The 26,629-nt window shown below is 67.1% G+C and carries 25 protein-coding genes; 24 read left to right on the forward strand and 1 reads right to left on the reverse strand.

Going from position 1 to position 26,629, the window contains the following annotated elements:
- The first annotated feature begins 33 nt into the window (after positions 1–33).
- The 10 genes from ligA (at position 34) to KCTC_RS11890 (ending at position 11,752) form a co-directional block, all read left to right on the forward strand.
- Entirely contained in the window at positions 34–2,154 is a 2,121-nt protein-coding gene (gene ligA, locus KCTC_RS11845; protein ID WP_125569455.1) for an NAD-dependent DNA ligase LigA, read from the forward strand.
- 31 nt (positions 2,155–2,185) lie between these two features.
- Positions 2,186–3,238, forward strand: a complete 1,053-nt coding sequence (locus KCTC_RS11850) for an NAD-dependent epimerase/dehydratase family protein (protein ID WP_197715189.1) — start codon at positions 2,186–2,188, stop codon at positions 3,236–3,238.
- A 4-nt stretch (positions 3,239–3,242) separates the two neighbouring features.
- A complete protein-coding gene (locus tag KCTC_RS11855) occupies positions 3,243–3,524 on the forward strand; it encodes a hypothetical protein (RefSeq protein ID WP_125569456.1) in 282 nt (93 codons plus the stop codon).
- Between the two features lie 21 nt (positions 3,525–3,545).
- On the forward strand, positions 3,546–3,842 hold the full coding sequence (gene gatC / locus KCTC_RS11860) for an Asp-tRNA(Asn)/Glu-tRNA(Gln) amidotransferase subunit GatC (protein ID WP_125569457.1): 297 nt from the start codon (positions 3,546–3,548) through the stop codon (positions 3,840–3,842).
- A gap of 2 nt (positions 3,843–3,844) precedes the next feature.
- Positions 3,845–5,350, forward strand: a complete 1,506-nt coding sequence (gatA, locus tag KCTC_RS11865; protein WP_125569458.1) for an Asp-tRNA(Asn)/Glu-tRNA(Gln) amidotransferase subunit GatA — start codon at positions 3,845–3,847, stop codon at positions 5,348–5,350.
- On the forward strand, positions 5,351–6,862 hold the full coding sequence (gatB, locus tag KCTC_RS11870; protein ID WP_125569459.1) for an Asp-tRNA(Asn)/Glu-tRNA(Gln) amidotransferase subunit GatB: 1,512 nt from the start codon (positions 5,351–5,353) through the stop codon (positions 6,860–6,862).
- Positions 6,863–7,027: 165 nt separating this feature from the next.
- A complete protein-coding gene (cobT, locus tag KCTC_RS15070; RefSeq protein WP_231998716.1) occupies positions 7,028–8,707 on the forward strand; it encodes a nicotinate-nucleotide--dimethylbenzimidazole phosphoribosyltransferase in 1,680 nt (559 codons plus the stop codon).
- 232 nt (positions 8,708–8,939) lie between these two features.
- Positions 8,940–9,863 carry an ABC transporter substrate-binding protein gene (locus tag KCTC_RS11880; protein WP_125569461.1) on the forward strand — a complete coding sequence of 308 codons (924 nt, stop codon included), beginning with the start codon at positions 8,940–8,942 and terminating at the stop codon, positions 9,861–9,863.
- Positions 9,864–9,869: 6 nt separating this feature from the next.
- Positions 9,870–10,922, forward strand: coding sequence for a FecCD family ABC transporter permease (locus KCTC_RS11885; protein WP_197715190.1), 1,053 nt, complete (start codon positions 9,870–9,872; stop codon positions 10,920–10,922).
- Positions 10,919–11,752, forward strand: coding sequence for an ABC transporter ATP-binding protein (locus KCTC_RS11890; protein WP_197715191.1), 834 nt, complete (start codon positions 10,919–10,921; stop codon positions 11,750–11,752). The genes KCTC_RS11885 and KCTC_RS11890 overlap by 4 nt, the downstream gene beginning before the upstream one ends.
- Here KCTC_RS11890 and KCTC_RS11895 read toward each other — a convergent pair.
- On the reverse strand, positions 11,715–12,644 hold the full coding sequence (locus KCTC_RS11895) for an alpha/beta fold hydrolase (RefSeq protein ID WP_125569462.1): 930 nt from the start codon (positions 12,642–12,644) through the stop codon (positions 11,715–11,717). The two genes, KCTC_RS11890 and KCTC_RS11895, sit on opposite strands and share 38 nt — an antisense overlap.
- A gap of 35 nt (positions 12,645–12,679) precedes the next feature.
- On the opposite strand from KCTC_RS11895, the gene KCTC_RS11900 reads away from it, so the two are divergent.
- From KCTC_RS11900 to KCTC_RS11965, 14 genes are all read left to right on the forward strand, one after another.
- Positions 12,680–13,132: an SRPBCC family protein gene (locus KCTC_RS11900; RefSeq protein WP_125569463.1), complete on the forward strand. Its 453-nt coding sequence runs from the start codon at positions 12,680–12,682 to the stop codon at positions 13,130–13,132.
- 107 nt (positions 13,133–13,239) lie between these two features.
- Positions 13,240–15,087 (forward strand): dihydroxy-acid dehydratase, encoded by a 1,848-nt coding sequence (ilvD, locus tag KCTC_RS11905; protein ID WP_125569464.1) that lies wholly within the window; start codon positions 13,240–13,242, stop codon positions 15,085–15,087.
- 41 nt (positions 15,088–15,128) lie between these two features.
- Entirely contained in the window at positions 15,129–15,683 is a 555-nt protein-coding gene (locus KCTC_RS11910; protein WP_125569465.1) for a pyridoxamine 5'-phosphate oxidase family protein, read from the forward strand.
- A gap of 33 nt (positions 15,684–15,716) precedes the next feature.
- Complete coding sequence (locus KCTC_RS11915; protein WP_125569466.1) at positions 15,717–15,980, forward strand: type II toxin-antitoxin system VapB family antitoxin; 264 nt, start codon at positions 15,717–15,719, stop codon at positions 15,978–15,980.
- Positions 15,977–16,366, forward strand: coding sequence for a type II toxin-antitoxin system VapC family toxin (locus tag KCTC_RS11920; RefSeq protein WP_125569467.1), 390 nt, complete (start codon positions 15,977–15,979; stop codon positions 16,364–16,366). The genes KCTC_RS11915 and KCTC_RS11920 overlap by 4 nt, the downstream gene beginning before the upstream one ends.
- Positions 16,363–17,031, forward strand: a complete 669-nt coding sequence (locus KCTC_RS11925) for a GNAT family N-acetyltransferase (RefSeq protein WP_125569468.1) — start codon at positions 16,363–16,365, stop codon at positions 17,029–17,031. The genes KCTC_RS11920 and KCTC_RS11925 overlap by 4 nt, the downstream gene beginning before the upstream one ends.
- A gap of 5 nt (positions 17,032–17,036) precedes the next feature.
- Complete coding sequence (locus KCTC_RS11930; RefSeq protein WP_125569469.1) at positions 17,037–18,107, forward strand: amidohydrolase family protein; 1,071 nt, start codon at positions 17,037–17,039, stop codon at positions 18,105–18,107.
- A gap of 178 nt (positions 18,108–18,285) precedes the next feature.
- Complete coding sequence (locus KCTC_RS11935) at positions 18,286–20,052, forward strand: acetolactate synthase large subunit (RefSeq protein ID WP_125569470.1); 1,767 nt, start codon at positions 18,286–18,288, stop codon at positions 20,050–20,052.
- Positions 20,052–20,594 (forward strand): acetolactate synthase small subunit, encoded by a 543-nt coding sequence (gene ilvN, locus KCTC_RS11940; RefSeq protein ID WP_125569471.1) that lies wholly within the window; start codon positions 20,052–20,054, stop codon positions 20,592–20,594. Before KCTC_RS11935 ends, ilvN begins: the two co-directional genes overlap by 1 nt.
- 68 nt (positions 20,595–20,662) lie before the next feature.
- On the forward strand, positions 20,663–21,688 hold the full coding sequence (gene ilvC, locus KCTC_RS11945) for a ketol-acid reductoisomerase (RefSeq protein ID WP_125569472.1): 1,026 nt from the start codon (positions 20,663–20,665) through the stop codon (positions 21,686–21,688).
- Positions 21,689–21,851: 163 nt separating this feature from the next.
- Positions 21,852–23,048 (forward strand): iron uptake transporter permease EfeU, encoded by a 1,197-nt coding sequence (efeU, locus tag KCTC_RS11950; protein WP_125569473.1) that lies wholly within the window; start codon positions 21,852–21,854, stop codon positions 23,046–23,048.
- A complete protein-coding gene (efeO, locus tag KCTC_RS11955) occupies positions 23,029–24,210 on the forward strand; it encodes an iron uptake system protein EfeO (RefSeq protein WP_125569474.1) in 1,182 nt (393 codons plus the stop codon). The genes efeU and efeO overlap by 20 nt, the downstream gene beginning before the upstream one ends.
- Complete coding sequence (locus KCTC_RS11960) at positions 24,207–25,430, forward strand: Dyp-type peroxidase (RefSeq protein ID WP_125569475.1); 1,224 nt, start codon at positions 24,207–24,209, stop codon at positions 25,428–25,430. The genes efeO and KCTC_RS11960 overlap by 4 nt, the downstream gene beginning before the upstream one ends.
- A 906-nt stretch (positions 25,431–26,336) precedes the next feature.
- The gene (locus KCTC_RS11965) at positions 26,337–26,618 is read left to right on the forward strand and encodes a transposase (protein WP_125568569.1); all 282 of its coding nucleotides are present in this window, start codon (positions 26,337–26,339) and stop codon (positions 26,616–26,618) included.
- Positions 26,619–26,629: the final 11 nt, after the last annotated feature.

Here is a 26,629-nt window from a genome sequence, read left to right on the forward strand (position 1 = left end):
GTTCCATCAGAGAGTACGAAACGGTTTCGTTTCATGTCAACAGGTCCTCGGCGAAATGTCGGTGGACCTTGGCAGAATGCCCCTGTGACCGCCGTTGAGGATGCCCGCCAGCGACACCGCTTGCTCAGCGAGGAGGTCGAGGACGCGCGTTACCGCTACTACGTCCTGGACAACCCGACCCTCGCCGACGCTGACTTCGACGTCCGCATGCGTGAGTTGGAGTCGCTCGAGGCGGAGTTCGCCGAGCTGCGTACGCCGGACTCGCCGACCCAGAAAGTCGGCGGCGCAGTCGCCACGGAATTCACCGCCGTGGACCACCTCCAGCGGATGGAGTCGCTCGACAACGCGTTCACCGAGGAGGAGTTGGCTGCCTGGCACGCCCGCGTCGAACGCGACACCGGTGCTGCACCCGCGCTGCTGTGCGAGCTCAAGGTCGACGGTCTTGCGATCAATCTGCTCTACGAGGACGGCCGTCTGGTCCGGGCTCTGACCCGCGGCGACGGCACCACCGGCGAGGACGTCACCCCGAACGTGATGACGATCGCGTCGATCCCGCACCGCCTGACCGCGACCGAGGAGTTCCCGGTCCCGGCGTTGGTCGAGGTCCGCGGTGAGGTGTTCCTCCCGTTGGTGGCCTTCGAGGCGCTCAACCTGTCACTGTCGGAAGCCGGCAAACCGATGTTCGCGAACCCGCGCAACTCGGCTGCGGGGTCGCTGCGGCAGAAGGATCCGCGGGTGACCGCGAGCCGCGCGCTCGACATGGTCTGTCATGGCATCGGTGCGCGCCGCGGGTTCGAGCCGACCGCCCAGTCGCAGGGCTATGCCGCGATGAAGGCCTGGGGCCTTCCGACGTCGAAGCGCTTCAAGGTCGTCCCCGATCTGGCGGCGGTGCAGGAGTTCATCGCCCACTACGGCGAGCACCGCCATGACGTCGAGCATGAGATCGACGGGGTCGTGGTCAAGGTCGACGAGGTTGCGCTGCAACGTCAGCTCGGGTCGACCTCGCGCGCTCCGCGCTGGGCGATTGCGTGGAAGTACCCGCCCGAGGAGGTCAACGCCCGGCTCCTCAACATCTATGTCAACACGGGCCGGACGGGTCGAGTGACACCGTTCGGCGTGATGGAGCCGACGAAGGTTGCCGGCTCCACCGTCGAGATGGCGACGCTGCACAACTCGTACGAGGTCAAGCGCAAGGACGTACGCCCCGGCGACACCGTGATCCTCCGGAAGGCGGGCGACGTGATCCCGGAGATCGTCGGGCCGGTGCTCGCGCTGCGCCCCGAGGGGCTGGCCGAGTGGGTGATGCCGACCGAGTGTCCGACGTGCCACACGCTGCTGGTCGAGCAGAAGGAGGGCGATCGCGACCTGCGGTGTCCCAACCACCAGTTCTGCCCTGCCCAGGTGCGGGAGCGGTTCAACCACGTCGGCAGTCGCGGAGCCTTCGACATCGAGGGGCTCGGCTGGGAGGCCGGCGTCGCTCTGCTCGATGCAGGAGTGGTGACCAACGAGGCGGACGTCTTCGATGTCACCGCTGAGGATCTCCTGCGCACGGAGCTCTTCACCCGCGAGCCGAAGAAGGACGAAGAGGGCCGACAACTCTCCGCGAACGGGGCAAAGCTCCTCGAGGGGATCCAGAAGGCGAAGGACACGCCGCTGTGGCGGGTCCTGGTCGCGTTGTCGATCCGCCATGTCGGGCCGACCGCGGCGCGTGGGCTGGCCACCGAGTTCGGTTCCATGGAGGCGGTTCGATCCGCGAGTGTGGAGGAGTTGGCCCAGACCGAGGGCGTCGGCCAGGTGATCGCGGAGTCCGTCCGGGAATGGTTCGCCGAGGACTGGCACGTCGACATCGTGGATCGCTGGGCCGCCTCGGGCGTACGCATGGCGGACCAGAAGGACGAATCGATCCCGCAGACCCTCGCTGGCCTGACGGTCGTGGTGACCGGCGGGTTGCACGGCTTCACCCGCGACTCGGTCAAGGAGGCGATCATCACCCACGGAGGGAAAGCCGCCAGTTCGGTGTCGAAGAACACCGATTACGTGGTGATCGGCGAGAACGCCGGTTCCAAGGCCGCCAAGGCAGAGGAGTTGGGCCGCCCGATCCTGGATGAGGAGGGCTTCGTACGCCTCCTTGAGGGCGGACCGGAAGCACTGTAACTCCGAGTTACAGTTTGCTAGGTTGGGTCGCATGACCTCGATCGAACCCAGCGCTCCCGTCCTCGTCACCGGCGGCAGCGGCTACGTCGCCAGCTGGATCGTCCGGTATCTGCTGGAGGACGGCCGGACGGTGCGTGCGACCGTACGCAACCCCGACAAGGCCTCCGGGTTGGAGCACCTGCACGCTCTGGCGCAGGAGCATCCGGGTCGCCTCACCCTGCACAAGGCTGACCTGCTCGAGGAGGGCAGTTACACCGAGGCCATGCAGGGCTGCGAATTGGTCATCCACACCGCTTCGCCCTTCCTGATCGGCAAGGTGAACGACCCCTACGAGGACCTCGTACGCCCCGCTCTGGAGGGCACGAAGAACGTCCTGGACTCGGTGGAGGCCACTGCCTCGGTGAAGCGGGTGGTCCTGACCAGTTCGGTGGTGGCGATCTACGGTGACGCCGTCGAGATGCGCGGCAAGGACGCGTTCACCGAGGCCGACTGGAACACCACGAGCTCGCTCAGGCACCAGCCGTACTCCTATTCCAAGACCGTCGCTGAGCAGGAGGCGTGGAAGCGTGCCGAAGCCCAGGACCGTTGGGATCTCGTCACGATCCACCCGGGTCTCGTGCTGGGCCCGGCGCTCACCAACGTCAGCGTCTCCGGCTCGATGGCGACCATGAAGATGTTCACCGACTACTCCCAGGCGACCGGCACCGCCCGGCTCGAGTTCGGCATCGTGGACGTACGCGACGTCGCCCGAGCTCACATCGCGGCCGGCTTCACGCCAGAGGCGCACGGGCGCTACCTCACCAACTCCGAGTCGCTGAGCATGCTCAAGATCAGCAAGACGCTGCGCAAGGCCTTCGGTTACCGACCGTCGTTCCCGCTGATCGAGGCGCCGAAGGCTGCGGTCATTCTGATCGCACCGCTCGCCGGCCAGACCCGGGAGTTCATGAGGAAGAACGCTGGTTACCCGCTGAGGTTCGACAACTCGCGGACCGTGAGCGAGTTGGGTGTTCAGTTCCGCCCCGCCCGGGAGTCGGTCGTGGAGCATTTCCAGCAGATGATCGACGACGGCCTCGTGAGAGGCTGACGACGTGGACAACAAACTGTTCATCATCGTGCTGGTTGCGGCTGCGGCCGTGATCGGCGCGGCCGGGCTGTCCCGCTACATCACCAATTTGAGGATCGGCGAGCGGATGGCTGCCCGCAAGGCCGCCCTCAGGATCGAGAACGCGACCGCGGATGACGCCCTGAGCGATCCACTGCTGCGTTCCCTCATCGCCTGCCCGCAGTGCGGGACCGCGGGCCAGTTCGACGTCCTGGACGGGAAGCAGTGTCGGTGCCACAACTGCGCCGCCATGTGGGACGTGGGCTGAGCGCCAACTACGCTTCCCTGCATGCCCGAACTTTCCCGTGACGAGGTGCGCCATCTGGCGGATCTCGCCCGGATCGACCTCAGTGATGCTGAGCTCGACCACCTGGCCCCGCAGTTGAACGTGATCCTCGAGGCCGTCGCCTCGATCCAGGGTGTAGCCGGCGACGATGTCGTCCCGACGTCGCACCCGATCCCGATGACGAACGTCTTCCGCGAGGACGTCGTGGAGCCATCGCTGACGCCTGAGCAGGCGCTGTCGGGTGCCCCGTCAGTCGATCAGCAGCGCTTCAGTGTGCCGCGCATCCTGGGGGAGGAGTGACCATGAGTTGGATCCATCGCACTGCCGCCGAGCAGGCTGCAGCTCTCGCCGCCGGCGAGGTCACCAGCGTCGAGTTGACCCAGGCTCACCTGGACCAGATCGCCGCCACCAACGACGACCTGAACTCGTACCTGCACGTCGACGCTGCCGGAGCTCTCGCCCAGGCGGCTGCCTCGGACGCGCGGCGCCTCAAGGGCGAGCCGCTGCACGAGTTGGACGGCGTCCCGATCGCGATCAAGGACGTCCTCGCCACGCACGGCCTGCCGACCACGGCCGGGTCGAAGATCCTCGAGGGTTGGGTCCCGCCGTACGACGGCACCGTCGTCGCCAGGATCAAGGCGGCAGGTCTGCCCATCCTCGGCAAGACCAACATGGACGAATTCGCCATGGGGTCGTCGAACGAGAACTCTGCGTACGGTCCGGTGAAGAACCCGTGGGACCACACCTGTATCCCGGGCGGTTCAGGTGGTGGTTCGGCTGCGGCTGTCGCCGCATTCCAGGCGCCACTGGCAATCGGCTCCGACACGGGCGGGTCCATCCGTCAGCCGGGTGCGATGACCGGCACGGTCGGCGTGAAGCCGACGTACGGCTCGGTGTCGCGCTACGGCGTGATCGCGCTGGCGAACTCACTGGACCAACTCGGCCCGGTGACCCGCACCGTGCTGGACTCCGCGCTGCTGCACGAGCTGATCGGTGGTCACGACCCGAAGGACTCGACGTCGGTGACCACGCCGGTCGTCGGTCTGGTCGAGGCTGCCCGGCAGGGCGCTGCCGGCGACCTGAGCGGTGTCCGCGTGGGCATCGTCAAGGAGCTCCAGGGTGATGCCTGGTCCGCACCGGTGGTCGAGCGTTTCAACGAGTCGATCGAGATCCTCAAGGGCCTCGGCGCCGAGGTCGTCGAGGTGAGCCTGCCGAACTTCGTGCACGCGATGGCGGCGTACTACTTGATCCTGCCGGCTGAGTGCTCGAGCAACCTCGCCAAGTTCGATGCCATGCGGTACGGCCTTCGTGTGACGCCTGAGGGCGACCCGAGCGCGGAGGACGTGATGAGGGCCTCGCGCGACGCCGGTTTCGGCGACGAGGTCAAGCGCCGCATCCTGATCGGGACGTACGCGTTGAGCAGCGGCTACTACGACGCGTACTACGGCCAGGCGCAGAAGATCCGGACCTTGATCATCGAGGACTTCAAGAAGGCGTTCGAATCTGTCGACGTGCTGGTGTCGCCGACGGCTCCGACGACCGCCTGGTCGATCGGGGAGAAGGCGGATGACCCGCTCGCCAACTACCTCCAGGATCTCGCCACCATCCCCGCCAACCTGGCGGGTGTACCCGGGATCTCCATCCCGTCCGGGCTGTCGGCCGACGACGGCCTGCCCACCGGGATCCAGTTCCTGGCACCGGTACTCGAGGACGCCCGCCTCTACCGCGTCGGTGCCGCTCTCGAGGCGGCCCTGACCAAGCAGTGGGGCGCCCCGATCACCGCCCCGGCGTACGCGAAGGAGGCGTAGATGGTTCTGAACAACACGGTGGCCGAGACCTTGGTTCCGTTCGAGAAGGTCCTCGAGACGTACGACCCGGCGATGGGCCTCGAGGTCCACGTCGAGCTCAACACGAACACCAAGATGTTCTGCGGTTGCCCGACCGGCTTCGGCGCCGAGCCCAACACGCAGGTCTGCCCGACGTGCCTCGGTCTCCCCGGCGCGATGCCGGCGGTGAACCGCAAGGCTGTCGAGTCAGCCATCCGGATCGGTCTGGCGCTGAACTGCGAGATCGCCGAGTGGTGCCGGTTCGCCCGGAAGAACTACTTCTACCCGGACATGCCGAAGAACTTCCAGACCTCCCAGTACGACGAGCCGATCGCCTTCAACGGCTATCTCGACGTCGAGGTCGAGGGCGAGACCGTACGCGTCGAGATCGAGCGGGCGCACATGGAGGAGGACACCGGCAAGTCGACCCACGTCGGTGGCGCGACCGGTCGCATCCACGGTGCCGACCACTCGCTGGTCGACTACAACCGTGCCGGCATCCCGCTCATCGAGATCGTCACCAAGCCGATCCTCGGCACCGCCGAGAAGGCACCGTTGGTCGCCAAGGCGTACGTCTCGGCGCTGCGCGACCTGATCGTCGCTCTCGGTGTCTCCGACGCACGCATGGACCAGGGCTCGATCCGCGCCGACGTGAACCTGTCGCTGGCGCCGAAGGGGTCCGGCACGCTGGGCACCAGGACCGAGACCAAGAACGTCAACAGCCTGCGCTCGGTCGAGCGTGCGGTCCGGTTCGAGATGTCCCGGCACGCCGGGATCCTCGACGCCGGCGGTGCGATCCTGCAGGAGACCCGTCACTTCCATGAGGACACCGCCACCACGTCGGCCGGACGCCCCAAGAGCGACGCCGAGGACTACCGATACTTCCCGGAGCCGGACCTGGTGCCGGTCGCCCCGAGTCGTGAGTGGGTCGAGGAACTCCGTGGGACTCTCCCGGAGCCGCCACCGGTACGCCGTGCCCGCCTGCAGGCGGAGTGGGGCTTCGCCGATCTGGAGATGCGTGATGTCGTCAACGCCGGTGCGACCGAGTTGATCGGGGCGACCGTCGCGGCTGGTGCTGCGCCGCAGGCTGCGCGCAAGTGGTGGACCGCCGAGATCGCTCGACGTGCCAACGAGACCGGCGTCGAACTGGCCGAGGTCGGCATCACCCCGACCCAGGTGGCCGAGGTGCAGGCGCTCGTCGATGCCCGGACGATCAACGACAAGCTCGCCCGTCAGGTCTTCGAGGGTCTGTACGCCGGCGAGGGCACGCCGGCCGAGATCGTCGAGAAGCGCGGTCTGGCGCTGGTGTCCGACGACGGTCCGCTGATCGCGGCCATCGACGATGCACTTGCGGCACAGCCGGATGTCGCGGAGAAGATCCGCGGCGGCAACCTCGGTGCCGCCGGTGCGATCATCGGGGCGGTCATGAAGGCGACGCGCGGCCAGGCCGACGCGGCTCGCGTACGCGAACTGCTGCTCGAAAAGCTCGCCTGAAGACCTGTCGTACGAATGCGGTCGCCCGGGCAACCGAATTCGTGCGGCGAAGAGTGGTCGGCGTACGCTGGCCGGTCGTACGGTCCCGCACGGAAGGGTCCTGACCTCGAAGGGAACCCGATGGCGAACTGGCCGTTCAGCAGGAGCCAGCCGAAGGCCCCGGTCATGAGGCTCTATGACGCCATCAATCGACGTCGCGACACCCGCCGTGAGTTCAACGGCACCGTCGTCGACGACGAGGTGCTGACTCGACTGCTCTCGGCCGCCCATGCCGCGCCCAGCGTCGGGATGTCCCAGCCGTGGGACTTCGTGGTGATCCGCAACCCCGAGACGCTGGCCGCGTTCCGCGACCACGTCGCCTCCGAGCGTGACGTCTTCGCGGCGTCCTTGGACGGCGAGCGTGCTGACACGTTCTCCCGGATCAAGATCGAGGGCATCGTCGAGTCCGGTCTGGGGATCGTGGTCGGGTACGACCCGACCCGCGGCGGCTCGAACGTGCTTGGCCGACACGCGATTGCGGACGCCGGGCTCTACTCGACCGTCTGCGCGATCCAGAACATGTGGCTCGCCGCGACTGCCGAAGGGGTTGGCGTTGGTTGGGTGAGCTTCTATCGCGAGGAGTTCCTCCGCGAGTTGGTCGGCATGCCCGAGCACGTACGCCCGGTGGCGTGGTTGTGTGTCGGTCCGGTCGACGACCTTCCCGAGGTCCCCGACCTGGAGCGGTACGGCTGGCGGCACCGGTCCCCGCTCACGACGGTGCTGCACGACGAGCTCTACGGCCGGCGTACTGACGACTACGTGCCGACCTCCGTCGCCGCCCCGTCGGCCCTGGCCCGCCGCGAGGCGAACGAGCGTCTCGGCGCCCTGGCGACGCCTCCGGGCGCGCTCGGCCGCCTCGGTGAGCTCGGCGTCTGGGTCGCGGCCTGTCAGGGCGAGGTCCCGCCCCGTCCGATCCAGAACCCACGCCTGGTCATCTTCGCCGGCGACCACGGTGTCGCGGCGCACGGCGTCTCGGCCTTCCCGCCGGCGATCACCGGTGCGATGGTGCGTACCTTCCTGATCGGCAAAGCCGGTGTGTCGGCGCTGGCGAAGGCCAACGGTGTGGCGGTACGCGTCCTCGACATCGGGGTCGACGAGAACTTCGACGACATGCCGGCCGATGTGGTCGCGACCCTGCAGAAGCACAAGGTCCGCCGGTCATCGGGCGCCCTCCACCTCGAGGATGCGCTGAGCGCGACCGAGGTCCGTGCAGCCCTCGAGGCCGGCGCAACTGTCGCTCGTGAGGAGATCGCCGCCGGCGCGGATCTGCTGATCAGCGGTGACATGGGGATCGGCAACACCACGCCGGCCGCCGCCCTGATCGCGGCTGCCCTCGGCCTGCCTGCCTCGGAGGTCGTCGGGCGCGGTACCGGCATCGACGACCAGGCCCTGACCCACAAGACCGACCTCATCGACCAGGCGCTCCGTCGCGTCGGCTCCCGGACCAATGACCCCGTCGAGACCTTGCAGGCGCTCGGGTCGGCGGATCTTGCGGCCAGCGTCGGGTTCCTCCTGACCGCTGCAGCGTCGGGCGTACCTGTGCTTCTGGATGGCCTGATGGCCGTCGCCTGCGGACTGACCGCTGATCGGATCGCCCCCGGTGCGGCGGCCTGGTTCGCCGCCGGACACCGGTCCACCGAGCCGGCTCAGACGCTCGCCCTGGCCAAGATGGGCCTGGAACCGTTGCTGGACCTCGGCATGCGCCTCGGCGAGGGCTCCGGAGCCGTTGCCGCGGTGCCGGTGGTACGCAACGCCGTCGCGCTGATGCGGGATGTGGCGTTGCTGTCCGAGCTCGGGGTCGAGTAGCGCCTCCGTGCTACCGTGCAGCGTTCCTGCCCCCGCGGCAGGACGGTATGTGCTCAGCGAAGTCCGGTGAGATCCCGGCGCTGTCCCGCAACGGTGGTCCTCGACACGAGGCGAGCCCGGACGCCTGGCACCTGCCACGACACCTGTCCTCGGAGGAAGGCCGGATCGTGCGGGCCATTCTGGCCCCGGGCGAACGCACTTCGTCCTCCTTGGCGCATCGGAGGATGAACTGATGAATCGTTGGACGTCAGCCCGTACGGCCGCGGCCGTTGCCGTTCTCGCGGCTGGGCTCAGTGCCTGCGGCACCTCGACCGGCAGCGCCGGTACGACCGGCGGCTCTTTCCCGGTCAGTGTCGGCAGCAGCACCGCCGCGATCACTCTGACGGCGAAGCCGATCAGGATCGTCTCGCTCTCTGCGACCGCGACCGAGGATCTCTTCGCGATCGGCGCCGGCAGTCAGGTCGTCGCGGTGGACAAGGACTCCGACTACCCGGCGAGTGCTCCGCACACCCAGCTCGACGCGTACCAGCTCAACGCCGAGGCAGTAGCCGCCTACAAGCCCGACCTCGTGATCGAGGCAGGGCTCACCCCTGCTCAGGTCGGCCAGCTGACGCGCCTCCACATCCCCGTCCTGATCGAGCCTGCTGCCGCGAACCTGGACGAGGCGTACGCGCAGATCAACGAGCTCGGCAAGGCAACCGGCCACGTGTCGGAGGCGGCCGATCTGGTCACGTCGATGAAGTCGAAGGTGGCGTCGATCATCGCTCAGACGCCGAAGACGTCCGGGACCTTCTACTACGAACTCGACCCGACCTACTACTCGGTCACGAGCTCGACCTTCGTCGGCCAGCTGTTCAAGATGCTCGACCTGACCAGCATCGCCGACAGGACCAGCAACGCGGCCGGCGGCTACCCGCAGCTCAGCGGCGAGTTCGTCCTCAAGTCCAACCCGGGGTACGTCTTCCTGGCGGACTCCATCTGCTGCGGCCAGAACGCGGCGAAGGTCGGCACGCGTCCCGGCTGGTCGGCGCTCAGTGCCGTGTCGGGCGGTCGCGTCATCGCGCTCAACGACGACATCGCGTCCCGCTGGGGACCGCGGGTGGTCGACCTGCTCCAGACGATCGCCGACGCGATCAAGACCCACCCCGTCAAGTAGTCCTGCGTGTCGACCGGCCTGACCGAGCCTCGTGACCGGGGGCGTTGGCGCGTACGCATCAGCGCCGCCGTGGTCCTCGGCGTCCTGGTTGGTGTGGTCGTCCTCGCAGCCTGCATCGGTCCGGTACGGATCCCCGCGTCGGAGGTCGTGAGTTCCATCTCGGCCCACCTGTTCGGTACGAAGTCCTCGACGTCGCCGATCGACGACGCGGTGATCTGGGACCTCCGGCTGCCGCGGATCGTGCTCGCCGCGCTCGTCGGCGCCATGCTCTCGGTGAGTGGGGCCGCGTACCAGGGCGTCTTGCGCAACACGCTCGCCGATCCGTACCTGCTCGGCGTCGCCGCCGGTGGTGGCCTCGGTGCGACGGTGGCGATCGTGCTGGGCGTCAACGGCACCCTGTGGCTGCCGCTCGCCGCCTTCGTGGGGTCGTTGGGTGCCGTGGTCATGACGTACGTGATCGCCACCTCCGGCAGCGAGCGCGGTGACCGGTCGGTCATCATCCTCGCCGGCGTCGCGGTCGCCGCCATGCTCACCGCGATCCAGACCTTCCTCCAGCAACAGCACACCGACGAGATCCGCCAGATCTACAACTGGTTGCTCGGCAGCTTCTCCGTCGCGACCTGGGGTGACGTCGGTCTGGCCGCGCCGTACATCGTCGTCAGCATCGTGATCCTGATGGCGCACCGGCGCATCCTCGACGTGCTCCGCGTCGGAGCCGACGAGGCCGGCACCCTCGGGTTGCACCCGACCCGTACCCGGCTGCTCATCGTCGGCGCCGCCACCCTCGGGACGGCCGCCGCGGTCTCGGTGAGCGGCCTGATCGGTTTCGTCGGGATCATCGTTCCGCACGCGTTCCGGCTCGCGACCAGCGCCAGCTATCGCGTCCTGATGCCACTCGCGATGATTGGCGGAGCAGCCTTCATGGTGCTGGCGGACCTGATCGGCCGGACCATCGAGGCGCCCACTGAAGTGCCGATCGGCGTCGTGACGGCGCTCGTGGGTGCACCGGCCTTCTTGGTGATCCTGCGCTCCCGGCGTGGTCGCGGAGGCGCGTTGTGACGGCGCTGATCTTCGACGGCGTGACCGTTCGGTACGGCCGGAGCGTGCCAGCCGTCGGCGGCGTGGACCTCGTCGTCCAGGAGGGCCACTGGACCGGCCTGATCGGGCCCAATGGGGCGGGCAAGTCCAGCCTGCTGCGCGCTGCGACCGGCCTGGTGCCGCATACCGGCACCATTGCTGTGGCCAGCGGCGTACTCCGGGGCCTCTCGTGGCGCGAGCGTGCCCGCCAGATCGCGTACGTACCTCAGCAGCCCGAACTGCCGGCGGAGATGTCGGTGCTGGACTACGTCCTCCTCGGCCGCACTCCGCACATCAGCTATCTCGGCCGCGAGTCTGCTCATGACCGTCAGGTGTGCCTGGACCTCCTCGAGCGGATCGGGATGAGCCCGTTCGCCGAGCGACCGTTGGGCACCCTGTCCGGCGGTGAGGTCCAGCGAGTCGTGATCGCACGGGCGCTGGCGCAGGAGGCACCGGTGCTGCTGTTGGACGAGCCGACCAGCGCGCTGGACATCGGGCGCCGGGTGGAGGCACTCGAGTTGGTCGACGGCCTGCGTCGGGAGCGTGGACTGACGGTGCTCAGCGTGCTGCACGACCTGACCCTGGCCAGTCAGTTCGCCGATTCACTCGCACTGTTGGTCGAGGGCCGGGTCATCGCGGCCGGGGCGCCGCCAGACGTGTGTCGACCCGAGGTGCTGCAGACGGCGTTCGGCGCGGCAGTGGGTGTCCTCACCGATGGTGACGGGCGGCTCCTCGTGGTCCCGCAGCGGTCGATGCCGCCGCGCGCCGAGAGTGTCAGCGATCAGCCCGTGCCTTCTGCTCCACCTGGGTGAGGAAGTCCTGCAGCAGGCGGTGGACGAGCTCGGGCTGCTCCATCTGTACGAAGTGCGACGCATTGACCTGGACGAACGTGCCGTCCGGCACGCGCGCCGCCGCTGTGGCCATGTGACGCGATCCGGCGATCAGGTCCCAACGACCGGCGACAAACATCGCCGGAACGCGGATCCGGCGCAGCGAGACCCGGTTGTGCTCGGAGCTGCGCAGCGCGATGTGGAAGTACCACTCGACCGGGTTGGCGAGGAACTCCCGGAACGCGACCGCGGCCAGTTCCGGGTCGGGCACCTTGAAGATCAGGCCGGTGTGCGACAGGGCCTCGATGACGCGCGGACCGATGGCCAGATGCGAGGCGATCGGGCTCAGGGCCTTGCCGCCGAGCCACATCCCGCGGGCCATGCTCTGCGCGACCAGCCGTGCGATCGGGCGCGGCAGGTGCAGGGGGCCGAGAGTCGTGGAGAACGGATCGCCCGGGACCCCCGCGACCGCGAACAGCCCGGCCACCCGCTCCGGATGGATCGCGGCGAGCTCGAACATCGTGTCGACACCGATCGACCAGCCCATGATGACCGGCTTGATCAGGCCGTACGCGTCCATGACGGACAGGGCGTCCTCGACGAAGTACTGCACACCGACCCGGTTGGGGTCCGACGGGCGGTCGCTGCCGGAGGTGCCGCGGTGGTTCCAGGACACCACGCGTACGCCGCAGTCGGTGTTCAGCAGGGCCGGCCAGGCCCAGGCGGACGTCGCCAGACCGTTGCACAGGAGCACGGTCGGGCCGTCGATCACGCCGTCGGGGTCGTTGGTCCACGCGCGCAGGAGAGTGCCGTCATCGGACAACACGTCGCGGAACGCAACGGTTGACTCTGAGATGGCACGGGGCGTCGACATGGACCCATTGTGCCGTACAGGACTAGCGTTTTGCCGTGCCGAATTTCGCAAACACGCGTACCACTGTCATCAACGCCCCTGCCGCCACGATCCACGCGCTCGTCAACGACTTCCGCGAATGGACGAAGTGGTCCCCCTGGGAGGGCCTCGACCCGGACCTGAAGCGCACCTACAGCGGCGCGGCCACAGGCGTCGGCGCTGACTACGCCTGGGAAGGCAACAACAAGGCTGGTACCGGGACCATGGCGATCACCTCGTCGAGCGCGGACCGGATCGACATCGCTCTGGAGTTCCTCAAGCCCTTCAAGGCCTCGAACGTCGCCACGTTCTCCTTCACGGAAGCTGGCGGCGGCACGAAGGTCGACTGGACCATGAGCGGTCAGCGCAACGTGGCTTTCGCGGTCCTCGGCAAGCTGTTCTTCGACAAGGCGATCGCGAAGGACTTCGACAAGGGTCTCGCCCAGTTGAAGGCCACAGCCGAGGGCTGATCCCGATTCCCGCCGAACCGTGAGGTTTTCGGGTCCGAACCGTGAGCAAGCGTCACGGTTCGGACCCGAAAACCTCACGGTTCGGCATGCGGCCGTACCCTGAAGGCATGCCGCAACTCCGTTCTGCCACCTCCACCTCGGGTCGCAACATGGCCGGTGCCCGCGCGCTGTGGCGCGCCACCGGCATGACCGATGGCGATTTCGGCAAGCCGATCATCGCGATCGCGAACTCGTTCACCGAGTTCGTCCCCGGTCACGTGCACCTGCGTGACCTGGGCAAGATCGTCGCGGAGCAGATCCAGGCTGCCGGCGGCGTCGCGAAGGAGTTCAACACCATCGCCGTCGACGACGGGATCGCGATGGGTCACGCCGGCATGCTCTACAGCCTTCCGAGCCGCGAATTGATCGCGGACGCCGTGGAGTACATGGTCGAGGCGCACTGCGCCGACGCGATCGTCTGCATCTCCAACTGCGACAAGATCACCCCCGGCATGCTGCTGGCGAGCCTGCGACTCAACATCCCCGTCATCTTTGTCTCCGGCGGTCCGATGGAGGCCGGCAAGACCACCGCGATCGAGGGCATCGTCCACTCCAAGCTGGACCTGGTCGATGCGATGGTGCTGGCTGTGGACGAGCGCGTCAGCGACGAGGTCCTCGACACCGTCGAGCGCTCGGCCTGCCCGACGTGTGGATCGTGTTCGGGCATGTTCACCGCGAACTCGATGAACTGCCTCACCGAGGCGATCGGTCTCTCGCTGCCCGGCAACGGGTCGACGTTGGCGACGCACGCCAAGCGCCGCGCCCTCTTCGAGGAGGCCGGCCGACTGATCGTCGACCTGTGCAAGCGCTACTACGAGAACGACGACGAGAGCGTGCTCCCGCGAGCGATCGCGTCCCGTGCGGCGTTCGAGAACGCTGTCGCGCTCGACGTCGCCATGGGTGGCTCGACCAACACGGTGCTGCACCTGCTGGCGGCCGCGCGTGAGGCCGAGTTGGACTTCAACGTGCACGACATCGACGTGATCTCGCGTCGGGTGCCGTGCCTGTCCAAGGTCGCCCCGAACTCACCGAAGTACCACATGGAGGACGTCCACCGCGCGGGCGGCGTCCCGGCACTGCTCGGGGAGTTGCGTCGCGGCGGCGCCCTCAACGAGGACGTCCACTCGGTCCATTCTGCGAACCTCGATGAGTGGTTGGGGGAGTGGGACATCCGTGCCGAGGCGCCGTCGGAGAAGGCGCTGGCCCTCTTCCAAGCGGCTCCGGGCGGCGTGCGTACGACTGAGGCGTTCTCGACCGAGAACATCTGGGGCACTCTCGACACCGACGCCGCCGAGGGCTGCATCCGCGACTTCGAGCACGCGTACTCCGCGGATGGCGGCCTGGCGATCCTCTCGGGCAACATCGCCCCGGACGGTTGCGTGGTCAAGACCGCCGGAGTCCCGGACAACTGCCTGGTATTCACGGGCACCGCGATCGTCTTCGAGTCGCAGGACGACGCGGTCACAGGCATCCTCAGCAAGCGGGTCGAGGCGGGCAATGTCGTCGTCATCCGGTACGAGGGCCCGAAGGGCGGCCCGGGTATGCAGGAGATGCTCTACCCGACGTCTTACATCAAGGGCCTCGGTCTCGGTCAGCAGTGCGCTCTGATCACCGACGGTCGCTTCTCCGGAGGCACCTCGGGCCTGTCGATCGGGCACATCTCGCCCGAGGCGGCTGGTGGTGGACTGATCGCGCTGATCGAGGACGGCGACCAGATCTCGATCGACATCCCGAACCGATCGATCACTCTTGACCTCGAGGATCACGTGATCGACGAGCGTCGGATCGCCCAGGAGAAGCGCGACAAGCCGTACACCCCGGTGGATCGGGTACGTCCCGTCTCGGCCGCGCTGCGCGCGTATGCGTTGATGGCGACCTCGGCTTCCGACGGCGCGTATCGACGCGTTCCGGAGTAATCGCCTCGCTCGACGGCAACCGTTGTCGGTAGCGTCACGGCATGGGCAAGTCGTACGAGCGGATCGAAGGGCGCCTCAAGGAGTTCGTCGAGCGCCAACCGGTGTTCTTCGTAGCCACGGCGCCGTTGTCGGGTGAGGGTCACATCAACCTGTCCCCGCGTGGCATCACAGGTACCTTCGCGGTCCTCGACGACCTCACCTTCGCCTGGCTCGACACGAACGGCAGCGGTAGCGAGACAATCGCGCATCTGCGGGAGAACGGCCGGATCACCGTCATGTTCTGCGCCTTCGACGGTCCGCCCGACATCGTCCGGTTCCACGGCCGGGGGCGGGTCGCGCCGCTCGGCAGCGACGAGTACGCCCGCCTGCGCCCACGGTTCATCGACTATCCCGGAGACCGGGCCGTGATCGTGGTGGATGTCGAGCGCGTGACCGACTCCTGCGGCTACGGGGTTCCGCTCATGGAGTACCAAGAGGACCGCACGTTGATGCGCCAGTGGTCGGAGAAGAAGGGCCTCGACGGGCAGGTGGCGTACCGCCGCGAGAAGAACCTCACCAGCATCGACGGGCTCCCGTCGTACGATTACGACGGGTAGACTTTCTACCAGAGAGGGTAGAAGGGTGCCGTCGTGAGTCTGAACATCAAGAATCAACGTGTCCACGATCTCGCTCGCCGGGCAGCGGTGCTCGAGGGCACCACGCAGACCGGCGCGATCGAGGTGGCGCTCGAGAGGCTGATCGCCGATCACGACGCCCGCGAGGCCATCTCGACGAGGCGTGAGAGGGCTGAGCGCCTGCTCGCGTGGCTCGACACGAACATCACCGACGAGGATCGTGCAGCCATCGATCGGACCATGGCTGAGATGTATGACGAGGACGGGATGCCCCGGTGATCGTCGATGCCTCGGCACTCGTGTGCATCATCAAGGGTGAGCCCGAGAGGGCTGCGATCCTTGAGGTCCTGCTGAGTGCGGAGCGTGCTGACACGGGTGCCCCGACGTTGGTCGAAACGCGGCTCGCGCTGCGTTCGCTCGGGTTGCTGGGTCAGGCCTCGCTGAACCGCCTTCTCGATGCGTTGCAGATCGGTGTGGTTCCGTTCGGCGCCGAGCATGCGGAGCGAGCCGATGAGGCGCACCAACTCTACGGTCGCGGTTCCGGCCACCCGGCCGGGCTCAACTACGGCGACTGCATGGCGTACGCCGTTGCCTCCGTGGAGGGGCGCCGATTGCTCTTCAAGGGCAACGATTTCATCCATATCGACATCGAGTCCGCGTTGTGACCGATCTGACGACCTGGGCACCACGCGAGCGACCGGACGCCGTCACGCTCGAGGGCCGTTACGTACGCATCGAGCCGTTGTCGTCGGCGCACTACTCCGACTTGTACGCACTCACCTGTGCAGATGCTCCCGACGTCGACTGGACCTATCTGCCGGCCGTCGAGCCGATCGGCCTGGCCAATTTCTGGATGACGATGGCGCCGCTGGTGGATTCCGAGGACGACATCGCCTTCGCCGTCGTACCGCTGGAAGGGCCGTCGGCCGGACGGGTCGCCGGGACGATGAGCTACCTACGCATCGAGCCCAGGCATGGACAGGTCGAGGTCGGTTGGGTGCTGCTCGGCGACGGCCTGCGCGGTACGCGCGCAGCGACCGAGGCCTTCCATCTGCTGATGAAGTACGCCTTCGACGACCTCGGCTATCGCCGGTTCGAGTGGAAGTGCGACTCCGCCAACGAGCCGTCGCGGGCTGCGGCGTGGCGGCTCGGCTTCACCCACGAGGGGACGTTCCGGCACCACATGGTGCTCAAGGGACGCAACCGCGACACCGACTGGTTCAGCATCACCGACGACGAGTGGCCGTCGGTCAGGGAGCGTCACCAGGCATGGCTGACGCCGGACAACTTCGATGAGGCTGGCCAGCAGCGGCACCGACTGGCACGGTAGGGGCCGTGGCAACCCTCGACGGCGTGATCGGCAGCATCATCGACTCCCACATCCACCAGTGGGACGTCCCGCGGACGGCACACAGTCAGGCGGGTCTGGCGCGGATCTATCAGCGGGCGCCGTTCGTGATGGACCGGCTGTTCCCGTTGCTCGCACCGCGATCGGATCGCGAGTTCGTACGCACTCCGAAGCATGTGTTGCGCCCGTACCTCCCCTCGACGCTCGCCGCCGATCAGGCCCCGGCCGTCGGCGCCGTCGGCGTCCCGGTGAGCGGAGTCATCCACGTGCAGGCCGACTGGCACGGCGCGGACCCGGTCGACGAGACCCGGTGGTTGGAGACCCTGCCGTTCGGCGTCGACCGGAATCCGGACCTGCTCGGCATCGTCGGCTACGCGGATCCGCGACAGCCCACATTCGCCGACGTCCTGGACGCCCATGCCGAGGCGAGTACGCGGTTCCGCGGCATCCGGTGCATGGGCGCCTGGCACCCGGACAGGGGCGTACGCCGCTATGCCGACGAGGAAGGCCTGCTCGGCTCACCGGACTTCCTGCGTGGCTTCGCCGCACTCGCCGAGCGCAGGCTCACGTTCGACGCCTACGTCTACTCGCACCAGATGGACGACGTCGCCGTCCTGGCGGCGGAGTACCCGGAGACCACGATCGTGCTCGACCACTACGCCCCGCCTGTCGGTTGGGGAGGCCCCATGGCCGGGGTCGGGCGCACGTCGGGGGAGCGCGACCGGCTCCTTGCCGACTGGCGTGAGGCGATCAGCGGCCTGGCCGAGCACCGCAATGTCGTGGCCAAGCACAGCGGTCTGGCCTTCCCGATCCTCGGCCTGCCGAACGGCTCCTGGGAGCGTGAGCGGATCGCCGACACGATGCGTCCGCTGATCGACCACGCCCAGGACGCGTTCGGGACCGATCGCACCCTGTTCGGCTCGAACTTCCCGATGGACAAGGCCCTGGCGCCGTACGACCAGGTCGTCGGTGCCCTGGTCGATGTGTTGGCTCCTCGTGGGGGCGACGTCCTCGCGGCGGTGTTCCACGAAAATGTGCGGCGGATCTATGCCCTCTGAACCCTGATACAGTGGCGGCATGCTTCACCGCACTCTCGTAGTAATCAACGGGCGCTCCAGCTGATCTCCAGCTGAAGCGCCTCCCTCCGTTGCCTCCGGGCCGGAGGGTTTTTGTTTGCTGAGCCCTTCAGCATCGAGCCCGTTGACACCACGAGACGCACACTGACAAGGAACACAGATGACTGAGCAGATCTCTGGCGCACAGAGCCTGATCACCTCCCTGGAGGCGGCCGGCGTCGACACGATCTTCGGCTACCCGGGCGGCGCGATCCTGCCTGCATACGACCCGCTGATGGACTCCTCGATCCGCCACATCCTCGTGCGTCACGAGCAGGGCGCCGGCCACGCCGCCGAGGGGTACGCGGCCGCCACCGGTCGTGTCGGTGTCTGCATGGCCACCAGCGGCCCCGGTGCGACGAACCTCGTGACGCCGATCGCGGACGCGTACATGGACTCGGTCCCGATGGTGGCCGTCACCGGTCAGGTCCCCGCGGCGCTGATCGGCACGGACGCCTTCCAGGAGGCCGACATCCGCGGCATCACGATGCCGATCACCAAGCACAACTTCCTGGTCACCGACCCGGCCGAGATCCCGCAGGTGATCGCCGAGGCCTTCCACCTGGCCGGCACCGGTCGCCCGGGCCCGGTCCTGGTCGACGTCACCAAGTCGGCGCTGCAGGCGATGACCACCTTCAAGTGGCCCACCGAGCTCCACCTGCCCGGCTACCGCCCGGTCACCAAGCCGCACGCCAAGCAGATCCGTGAGGCCGTCAAGCTCATGCTCGGATCGCGCAAGCCGGTCCTGTACGTCGGTGGTGGCACCATCCGCGCCGGCGCGCACCGCGAGTTGCGCAAGCTCGCCGAGCTCACCGGCATGCCGGTCATCACGACCCTGATGGCTCGCGGCGCCTTCCCCGACAGCCACCCGCAGCACCTCGGCATGCCCGGTATGCACGGCTCGGTGGCCGCGGTCGCGTCGCTGCAGAAGAGTGATCTGATCATCAGCCTGGGTGCGCGGTTCGACGATCGCGTCACCGGTGACCTGGCCAGCTTCGCGCCGAACGCGCTGATCATCCACGCCGACATCGACCCGGCCGAGATCGGCAAGAACCGCTACACCGACGTCCCGATCGTGGGCGACGTGAAGGAGGTCATCATCGACCTCATCACGTTGCTCGAGCAGGAGAAGTCGGCCGGCCACGAGGGTGACTACGAGGCCTGGGTCGCGTTCCTGGCGGGTCTGAAGAAGGAGTATCCGCTCGGCTACGACCTGCCGCCGTCGGGGATGGCACCGCAGTACGTCATCGAGCGCCTCGGGAAGATCGCCGGCCCGGAGGCGATTTACGCCGCGGGCGTCGGTCAGCACCAGATGTGGGCCGCCCAGTTCATCGGGTACGAGCACCCCAACACGTGGCTCAACTCCGGCGGTGCCGGCACCATGGGTTACTCGGTGCCTGCGGCCATGGGCGCCAAGGTCGGTCGTCCCGACGCGACCGTGTGGTCGATCGACGGTGACGGCTGCTTCCAGATGACGAACCAGGAATTGGCCACCTGCGCGATCGAGAACATCCCGATCAAGGTCGCTGTCATCAACAACGACAGCCTCGGCATGGTCCGTCAGTGGCAGACGCTCTTCTACAACGAGCGCTACTCGAACACGAACCTCCAGAAGCACACTCAGTTGACCAACGGCGTACCGCGCCGGATCCCGGACTTCGTCAAGCTCGCCGACGCACTCGGTTGCATCGGCCTCGAGTGCGACCGGCCCGAGGACGTCGACTCGGTCATCGAGAAGGCCATGTCGATCAACGACCAGCCGGTGGTCGTGGACTTCCGGGTCCACAAGGACGCGATGGTGTGGCCGATGATCGCCGGCGGCGCCAGCAATGATGCCATCCAGTACGCGCGCGACCTTGCGCCCCGGTTCGAGGAGGACGATCTCTGATGAGCAAGCACACCCTCAGCGTTCTGGTCGAGAACAAGCCGGGCGTCCTGGCGCGTATCGCGGCCTTGTTCAGCCGTCGCGGTTACAACATCGACAGCCTTGCGGTCGGTCCGACCGAGCATTCCGACGTCTCCCGGATGACGATCGTCGTCGACGCCGAGGGGATCCCGCTGGAGCAGGTGACCAAGCAACTCAACAAGCTCGTCGAGGTCCTCAAGATCGTCGAACTCGAGCCCGGGTTCAGCGTCCAGCAGCAGTTGTTGCTCGCCAAGGTGACCACCACGCACGACAACCGTCGTCAGGTGCTCGACGTCGTGGACCTGTTCGGTGCCAAGGTGATCGACGTCTGGCCCGAGGCCGTCACCATCCGGGTCCTCGGCAACGCCGACAAGCTCGCCGACTTCCTGCGGGTGATCGAGCCGTTCGGCGTACGCGAACTCGTCCAGTCCGGCGTCGTCGGCATCGGTCGAGGGGCCCGCTCCATCTCTGAGCGGTCACTGCGTCCGGTGGTTGTCCCGGCGCCGCCCGCTGCCGTCTCCTGAACCAACGGCCGGCGTTCGCCGGCACAGCATTACGCTTCACCTATCCCAAAGAATCGAAGGAGCCCGTTGTGGCTGAAATGTTTTACGACGCCGACGCTGACCTGAGCATCATCCAGGGCAAGAAGGTCGCGGTCATCGGTTATGGCTCGCAGGGCCACGCCCATGCGCTCAACCTCCGTGACTCCGGCGTCGACGTACGCGTCGGCCTCAAGTCGGGCTCGAAGAGCATCGCCAAGGCCGAGGAGGAGGGCCTCCGGGTCCTCACGCCGGACGCCGCCGCCGCTGAGGCCGATGTCATCGTGATCCTCGCGCCGGACCAGGTGCAGCGCCACCTGTACAAGGACGACATCGAGGCGAACCTCAACGAGGGCGACACCATCGTCTTCGGTCACGGCTTCAACATCCGCTTCGGCTACATCCAGCCGCCCGCGGGCGTCGACGTGATCATGGTCGCCCCGAAGGCGCCGGGTCACACGGTGCGTCGCGAGTACGTCGCCGGCCGGGGCATCCCGGACATCATCGCCGTCGAGCAGGACGCCTCGGGCACCGCTCTGGAGACCGCGAAGTCGTACGCCAAGGCGATCGGTGGCACCCGTGCCGGTGTCATCAAGACCACCTTCACCGAGGAGACCGAGACCGACCTGTTCGGTGAGCAGGCCGTTCTCTGTGGCGGTGTCTCGCAGCTCGTGCAGTACGGCTTCGAGACGCTGACCGAGGCTGGCTACCAGCCGGAGGTCGCGTACTTCGAGTGCCTCCACGAGCTCAAGCTCATCGTCGACCTCATGTGGGAGGGCGGCATCGCCAAGCAGCGCTGGTCCGTCTCCGACACCGCTGAGTACGGCGACTACGTCTCCGGCCCGCGTGTCATCGACCCGAGCGTCAAGGAGAACATGAAGGCCGTCCTCGCGGACGTCCAGAACGGTGCCTTCGCGCAGCGCTTCATCGACGACCAGGACGCCGGCGCTCCCGAGTTCCTGGCTCTGCGTGCCAAGGGTGCAGCCCACCCGATCGAGGCGACCGGCCGCGAACTGCGTGCGCTGTTCTCCTGGAAGCAGCAGGACACCGACTACGTCGAGGGTTCGGCGGCTCGCTGATCTGGGGTGCGCCCCACTGCTGGGCGCGGGACATTTCTTAGCGTGTGGATTGCACTCACCAGGTGGGTGCAATCCACACGCTAAGTGCATTTCTGGGGCCTGCTGTCCTCAGTCATCACTCAGGAATTGGCGAGGTAAGCCTGCCCTAAGTTAGGGTGACCTTATGTTGCCCACTCTGGTCATCGGCCTGCGCGAAGGGCTCGAGGCGGTGCTGATCGTCGCGATCCTGGCCACCTTCCTTCGCCGCAACGGCGCGAAGCTCACCGGCCTGTGGATCGGCGTCGGTGCCGGCATCGGCCTCAGTTTCGCGGTCGGCGTGAGCCTCCGGATCATCGAGAAGGACCTTCCACAGGCGCAACAGGAGGCCCTCGAGACCGTCATCGGGATCATCGCGGTGTGCTTCGTGACGGCCATGATCCTGTGGATGCGCAAGCATGCACGCGACCTCAAGGCCGACCTGGAGGCGTCCGCGGCGGCCGCGATCGCGCAGGGTACGACCATGGCCGCCGCCGTGATGGCGTTCCTTGCGGTCCTGCGCGAAGGCTTCGAGACTGCGGTCTTCCTGCTGGCGACGATCCAGAATGCCTCTTCGGCACCGTCAGCCATGGGCGGAGCCGCGCTCGGCATTGCGATCTCGGTCGTTCTCGGACTTGCGATCTTCCGCGGCGGCGTACGCCTCAACATGCAGCGCTTCTTCCTGGTCACCGGAGTGTTCCTCGTCTTCGTCTCCGCCGGTCTGGTGCTGTGGGCCTTCCGCACCGGCCACGAGGCCGGTTGGGTCGCGGTCGGGCAGGGTCGGACCGTCGACCTGTCCTGGCTGGCTCCCACAGGTTCGATCCGTTCGGCGGTGCTCACCGGCGTCCTCGGGATCCCCGCTGACCCGCGCGTGATCGAACTCCTTGCCTGGGCCTGCTACCTGGTCCCGATGCTGGTCGTGCTGCTCTGGAACGGGCCGGCCCTGCCGCGTCGTATCCGACTGCAGGGCGCCGGCCTCCTGGCCATCGCCGCAGCAACCCTCGCGCTGGTGGTCCCCGCGGCGACCCCCGCTGCGCGGCCGACGTCGCTCTCCGCAGCTGAGTTGGTCACCGCATTGGGGCGTTCGCCCATCGGTCTGGACCGATCCCTGGCGCCAGGTCCGTATGCCGCGACCTGGAGCGAGCACACCGTGACCGTCACCGGCGGCGGACTCATCGGGCCGCGTACGTACTCCGTGGCTCCTGCGGCTTCGACCGACCCCGGCAACGACCGCGTCCTGTGGCGGCGCTGGTTCCCCCTCGCACTCCTCCTCACGGCGGGCGCGCTCGCGATCCGCCTTCCCCGACTCCCGAAAGGCCCCCACCATGTCCCGTCTGCTGCCTAGCTTCGCCCTCGCCACCGTCGGAGTGCTCTCGCTCGCGGCCTGCGGCGGCTCCGCGACGACCACGGACTCGAAGTCGAGCCACATCAAGGTCACCCTCACGAGTTCCGGCGACTGCACCTACAGTGCAACGTCGGTGCCGGCCGGGCCGATCACCTTCGACATCAGCAACACCGGAGCTCCGGGCCTCTCGGAGTTCGAGGTGATGACCGGCGAGCGGATCATCGGCGAGCGCGAGAATGTCGCGCCGGGTCTGCCGGCTGCGACCTTCACGCTCACCCTCGACGGCGGCGCCTACACCCTCTACTGCCCCGGCGCGAACACCGAGAAGACGACGCTGACGGTCACCGGCAAGGCCGCGGCCAAGGCATCCGGGTCTGCCGCCGACCTCCTCGCCCAGGGTGCAGCGGAGTACCAGACCTACGTCCAGGCGCAGGTCGACGGCATGGTCACCGCCGTGGGTCGGCTGCATGAGGCCGTGGAGTCGGGAGACCTCGCTGCGGCACAGCGGGCGTACGGCGAGGCGCGGCCGTTCTACGAGAAGATCGAGTCCGACGTCGAGGGCTTCCTGCTGCCCGGCGCCGCCGCCGGCGACAACGCGGCCAACCTCGACTATCTGATCGATATGCGTGCCTCGAACCTTGACCCCGCGGTCGGGTGGACCGGCTTCCATGCGGTGGAGCGGGATCTGTTCGAGAAGAAGGCGATCACCGAGCAGACCAAGACGTACGCGCACGACCTCGACACCAATGTGCAGAAGCTGGCAACAGTCGCGAAGACGCTGACGTTCAAGCCGGAGGATCTCGCCAACGGCGCAGCCGGCTTGTTGGAGGAGGTCCAGAAGAACAAGGTGACGGGTGAAGAGGAGGCTTTCAGCCACCTCGACCTCGTCGACCTGGCGTCGAACGTCGAAGGAGCGCAGCAGGCGTTCGAGGCGCTGAAGCCCGGTCTGGCGAAGATCAACCCGACGCTGTCGACTCAGATCGACCAGCGGTTCGGCCGGGTGCAGTCGCTCCTCGACTCGTTGCGCAGCAGGACCGCGATCGGTGGCTACGTCACCTACACCGCGACCGTCCGCGCGGCCGAGGCCGACCGGATCAGCCAGGCCGTCCAGGCTCTGCAGGACCCGTTGTCCCAGATCGCTGAGAAGGTCGCGACCGCATGAGCCTGAGCAGGCGAGGATTCATCGCCAGCGCGGGGGCTGGTGTCGCGCTGGGAGCTGCGGTCGGTGCCGGCGCGCAGGCGTACGCCGACTCCTCCGAGCCGGTTGACGCCGTGGACCTCAGCACGTCGTACGACTTCTACACCGGTTCGCACCAGGTCGGGATCGCCACACCGCCGCAGCGGCACTGCATCTTCATGACCTTCGATCTGGTGGCCGGCGCAACCAGCAAGGACCTTCAGGTACTGCTCGCAACCTGGTCCGCGGCGATTGCTCAACTGCAGGCCGGCAGGACCGTGGGTCAGATGGAGCCGATCTCCTTGAGTGCCGTCGCGACCGATACCGGCGAGGCGTACGGGCTGAGCACTGCGGGCCTCACCGTGACCGTCGGCCTCGGCCCCGGTGTCTTCGACAAGCGTCTAGGTCTGGCAGCCCACCGGCCGAAGCTGCTGGCTCCGCTGCCGGCGCTGCCGAGCGAGTCATTGGACCCGAAGCTGACCGGCGGGGACCTGTCGGTGCAGGCCTGTGCCGACGACCCGCAGGTGGTGTATCACGCGATTCGAGACCTGGCTCGGCTCGGACGCGGGGTCGTCGAGGTCGGCTGGACGGTGATGGGCTTCGGGCGCGCCTCGGCGGGTGCCGAACAGTCCACGCCGCGGAACCTGATGGGCTACAAGGACGGCACTCGGAACGTCTCGACCGAGGCGCAACGCGCGGAGTTCGTGTGGGTCGACGATGACGCTGCCTGGGCGGCGGGTGGCACCTATCAGGTCGCCCGCAAGATCCAGATGGACATCGAGATCTGGGACTCGGCCACGATGCAGACCCAGCACGAGGTGTTCGGGCGTACGAAGGTGGCCGGAGCGCCGCTGACCGGCACCCGTGAGTTCGACACCCCGGACTTCCATGCCACCGCGGGCGGCAAGCCGATCATCGATCCGGACTCGCATGTCGCTCTGGCGTCCCCGGAGAACAACCGCGGCTTGAGGATCCTGCGTCGCGGCTACAACTTCACTGACGGGCTCAACGAAGCCGGCCAACTCGATGCCGGTCTGCTGTTCATCGCCTACATGAACACGCCCGAGGCGTTCATCCGGCTGCAGACCAAGATGGGCCGCTCCGACAAGCTCAACGAATACATCACCCATGTCGGCTCTGGTGTCTTCTTCGTACCACCGGCGCCGAAGCCCGGGCACTATCTGGCGGAGCAGTTGTTCGGCTGATCAGGAACAACCGCGGACGTACGGGCGTTGGCCCCCACGTGCGTATCGAGATCTGGTCCGACGTCGTCTGTCCGTGGTGCTACATCGGCAAGCCGAGTACAGCGCCGCAGGGGCAGACGGTGTCAGACCACCTCACGCTCAGTGTCACGACCTTCTGACATTTGGGGTAGTCGTGTCGGACCATAGACAGCAGACTTGGCCGTCGGTGAACTACCTACTCCCGAACGTGGATCTTCTTCGTCACTTGAAGTTGACACTGAATCAGCGGTTGATCCCGTCATCGGACGGACGGACCGCGGCTACGGAACGATCGCGCTCGGCACTGACGTTGCCGTGCCTGCAGTGAAGGTGCCATCCGTTCCGTTAAAGGTGATCGTTATGGTCGCAGGCTTTCCCGTGCTGTCGATCTGCTCAGAGCCCGAGCTTCCTGACGTCGACCCAGTCGCCTCCCGCTCGGTAAACGCCTCACCGTGGACCGGCCCACAGATCACTTGTTCACCGTCCGTGATTGCATTGATGTGCGAGCACGTCACGTCAGAAGGTCTGACCCCGTCCCGCGGGGATGTGCATGTTGGCGCAAGATCGCCGCTGCCGCCGGTGAAAGTTGCCTCACAGTCCGAGGTCTGATCGACACCGAAGATCATCGCTGACTGTGTAGCGTTGTGTTCGTTCTGGACGTTGGATTGCGTCATCTGGTCGGCGAGCGCCGCCTCAAGTTCGCACGTAAGGCGATCAGATCCCGCACAAGCTCCCGTACTTCCGGCAGACAAGGCCGACGAGATGCCGAGGGTCACACCGATCCCGAGGACCAACCCGCCCAGTGCACCAATCCCTGTGTCCGGCCCCCCGATTTCTGGTCCAAAACTTGTGAGAATCCATCCATGAGTGAGAGGACCGGTGTCAGTGATGGCTGCCGCTAAGAGGTTGTCGCCTGAGCAGATCGTGGCGAAGTTGCGGGATGCGGAGAAGCTTCAGGGGCAGGGCGCGACGATCCCGCAGGTGTGCAAACGGCTCGGGGTGTCTGAGCAGACGTTCTATCGCTGGCGTCAGAAGTACGGGGCGTTGAAGGAAGACGAGGCGATCCGACTCAAAACCCTGGAGCAGGAGAACGCTCGGTTGAAACGGATCGTGGCTGAGCAGGCGCTCGACATCTCGATGTTGAAGGACCTTGCGAAGGGAAACTTCTGAGCCCGTCCCGT

Source organism: Nocardioides baekrokdamisoli, from assembly GCF_003945325.1.
Lineage (GTDB): Bacteria > Actinomycetota > Actinomycetes > Propionibacteriales > Nocardioidaceae > Nocardioides > Nocardioides baekrokdamisoli.

Bases quoted from the DNA above. Each gene is read 5' to 3' on its own strand.
- ligA (WP_125569455.1), top strand. From the start codon at position 34: ATGTCAACAGGTCCTCGGCGAAATGTCGGTGGACCTTGGCAGAATGCC.
- KCTC_RS11850 (WP_197715189.1), top strand. From the start codon at position 2,186: ATGACCTCGATCGAACCCAGCGCTCCCGTCCTCGTCACCGGCGGCAGC.
- gatC (WP_125569457.1), top strand. From the start codon at position 3,546: ATGCCCGAACTTTCCCGTGACGAGGTGCGCCATCTGGCGGATCTCGCC.
- gatA (WP_125569458.1), top strand. From the start codon at position 3,845: ATGAGTTGGATCCATCGCACTGCCGCCGAGCAGGCTGCAGCTCTCGCC.
- gatB (WP_125569459.1), top strand. From the start codon at position 5,351: ATGGTTCTGAACAACACGGTGGCCGAGACCTTGGTTCCGTTCGAGAAG.
- cobT (WP_231998716.1), top strand. From the start codon at position 7,028: ATGAGGCTCTATGACGCCATCAATCGACGTCGCGACACCCGCCGTGAG.
- KCTC_RS11880 (WP_125569461.1), top strand. From the start codon at position 8,940: ATGAATCGTTGGACGTCAGCCCGTACGGCCGCGGCCGTTGCCGTTCTC.
- KCTC_RS11895 (WP_125569462.1), bottom strand. From the start codon at position 12,644: ATGTCGACGCCCCGTGCCATCTCAGAGTCAACCGTTGCGTTCCGCGAC.
- ilvD (WP_125569464.1), top strand. From the start codon at position 13,240: ATGCCGCAACTCCGTTCTGCCACCTCCACCTCGGGTCGCAACATGGCC.
- KCTC_RS11910 (WP_125569465.1), top strand. From the start codon at position 15,129: ATGGGCAAGTCGTACGAGCGGATCGAAGGGCGCCTCAAGGAGTTCGTC.
- KCTC_RS11935 (WP_125569470.1), top strand. From the start codon at position 18,286: ATGACTGAGCAGATCTCTGGCGCACAGAGCCTGATCACCTCCCTGGAG.
- ilvN (WP_125569471.1), top strand. From the start codon at position 20,052: ATGAGCAAGCACACCCTCAGCGTTCTGGTCGAGAACAAGCCGGGCGTC.
- efeU (WP_125569473.1), top strand. From the start codon at position 21,852: ATGTTGCCCACTCTGGTCATCGGCCTGCGCGAAGGGCTCGAGGCGGTG.
- efeO (WP_125569474.1), top strand. From the start codon at position 23,029: ATGTCCCGTCTGCTGCCTAGCTTCGCCCTCGCCACCGTCGGAGTGCTC.
- KCTC_RS11960 (WP_125569475.1), top strand. From the start codon at position 24,207: ATGAGCCTGAGCAGGCGAGGATTCATCGCCAGCGCGGGGGCTGGTGTC.
- KCTC_RS11965 (WP_125568569.1), top strand. From the start codon at position 26,337: ATGGCTGCCGCTAAGAGGTTGTCGCCTGAGCAGATCGTGGCGAAGTTG.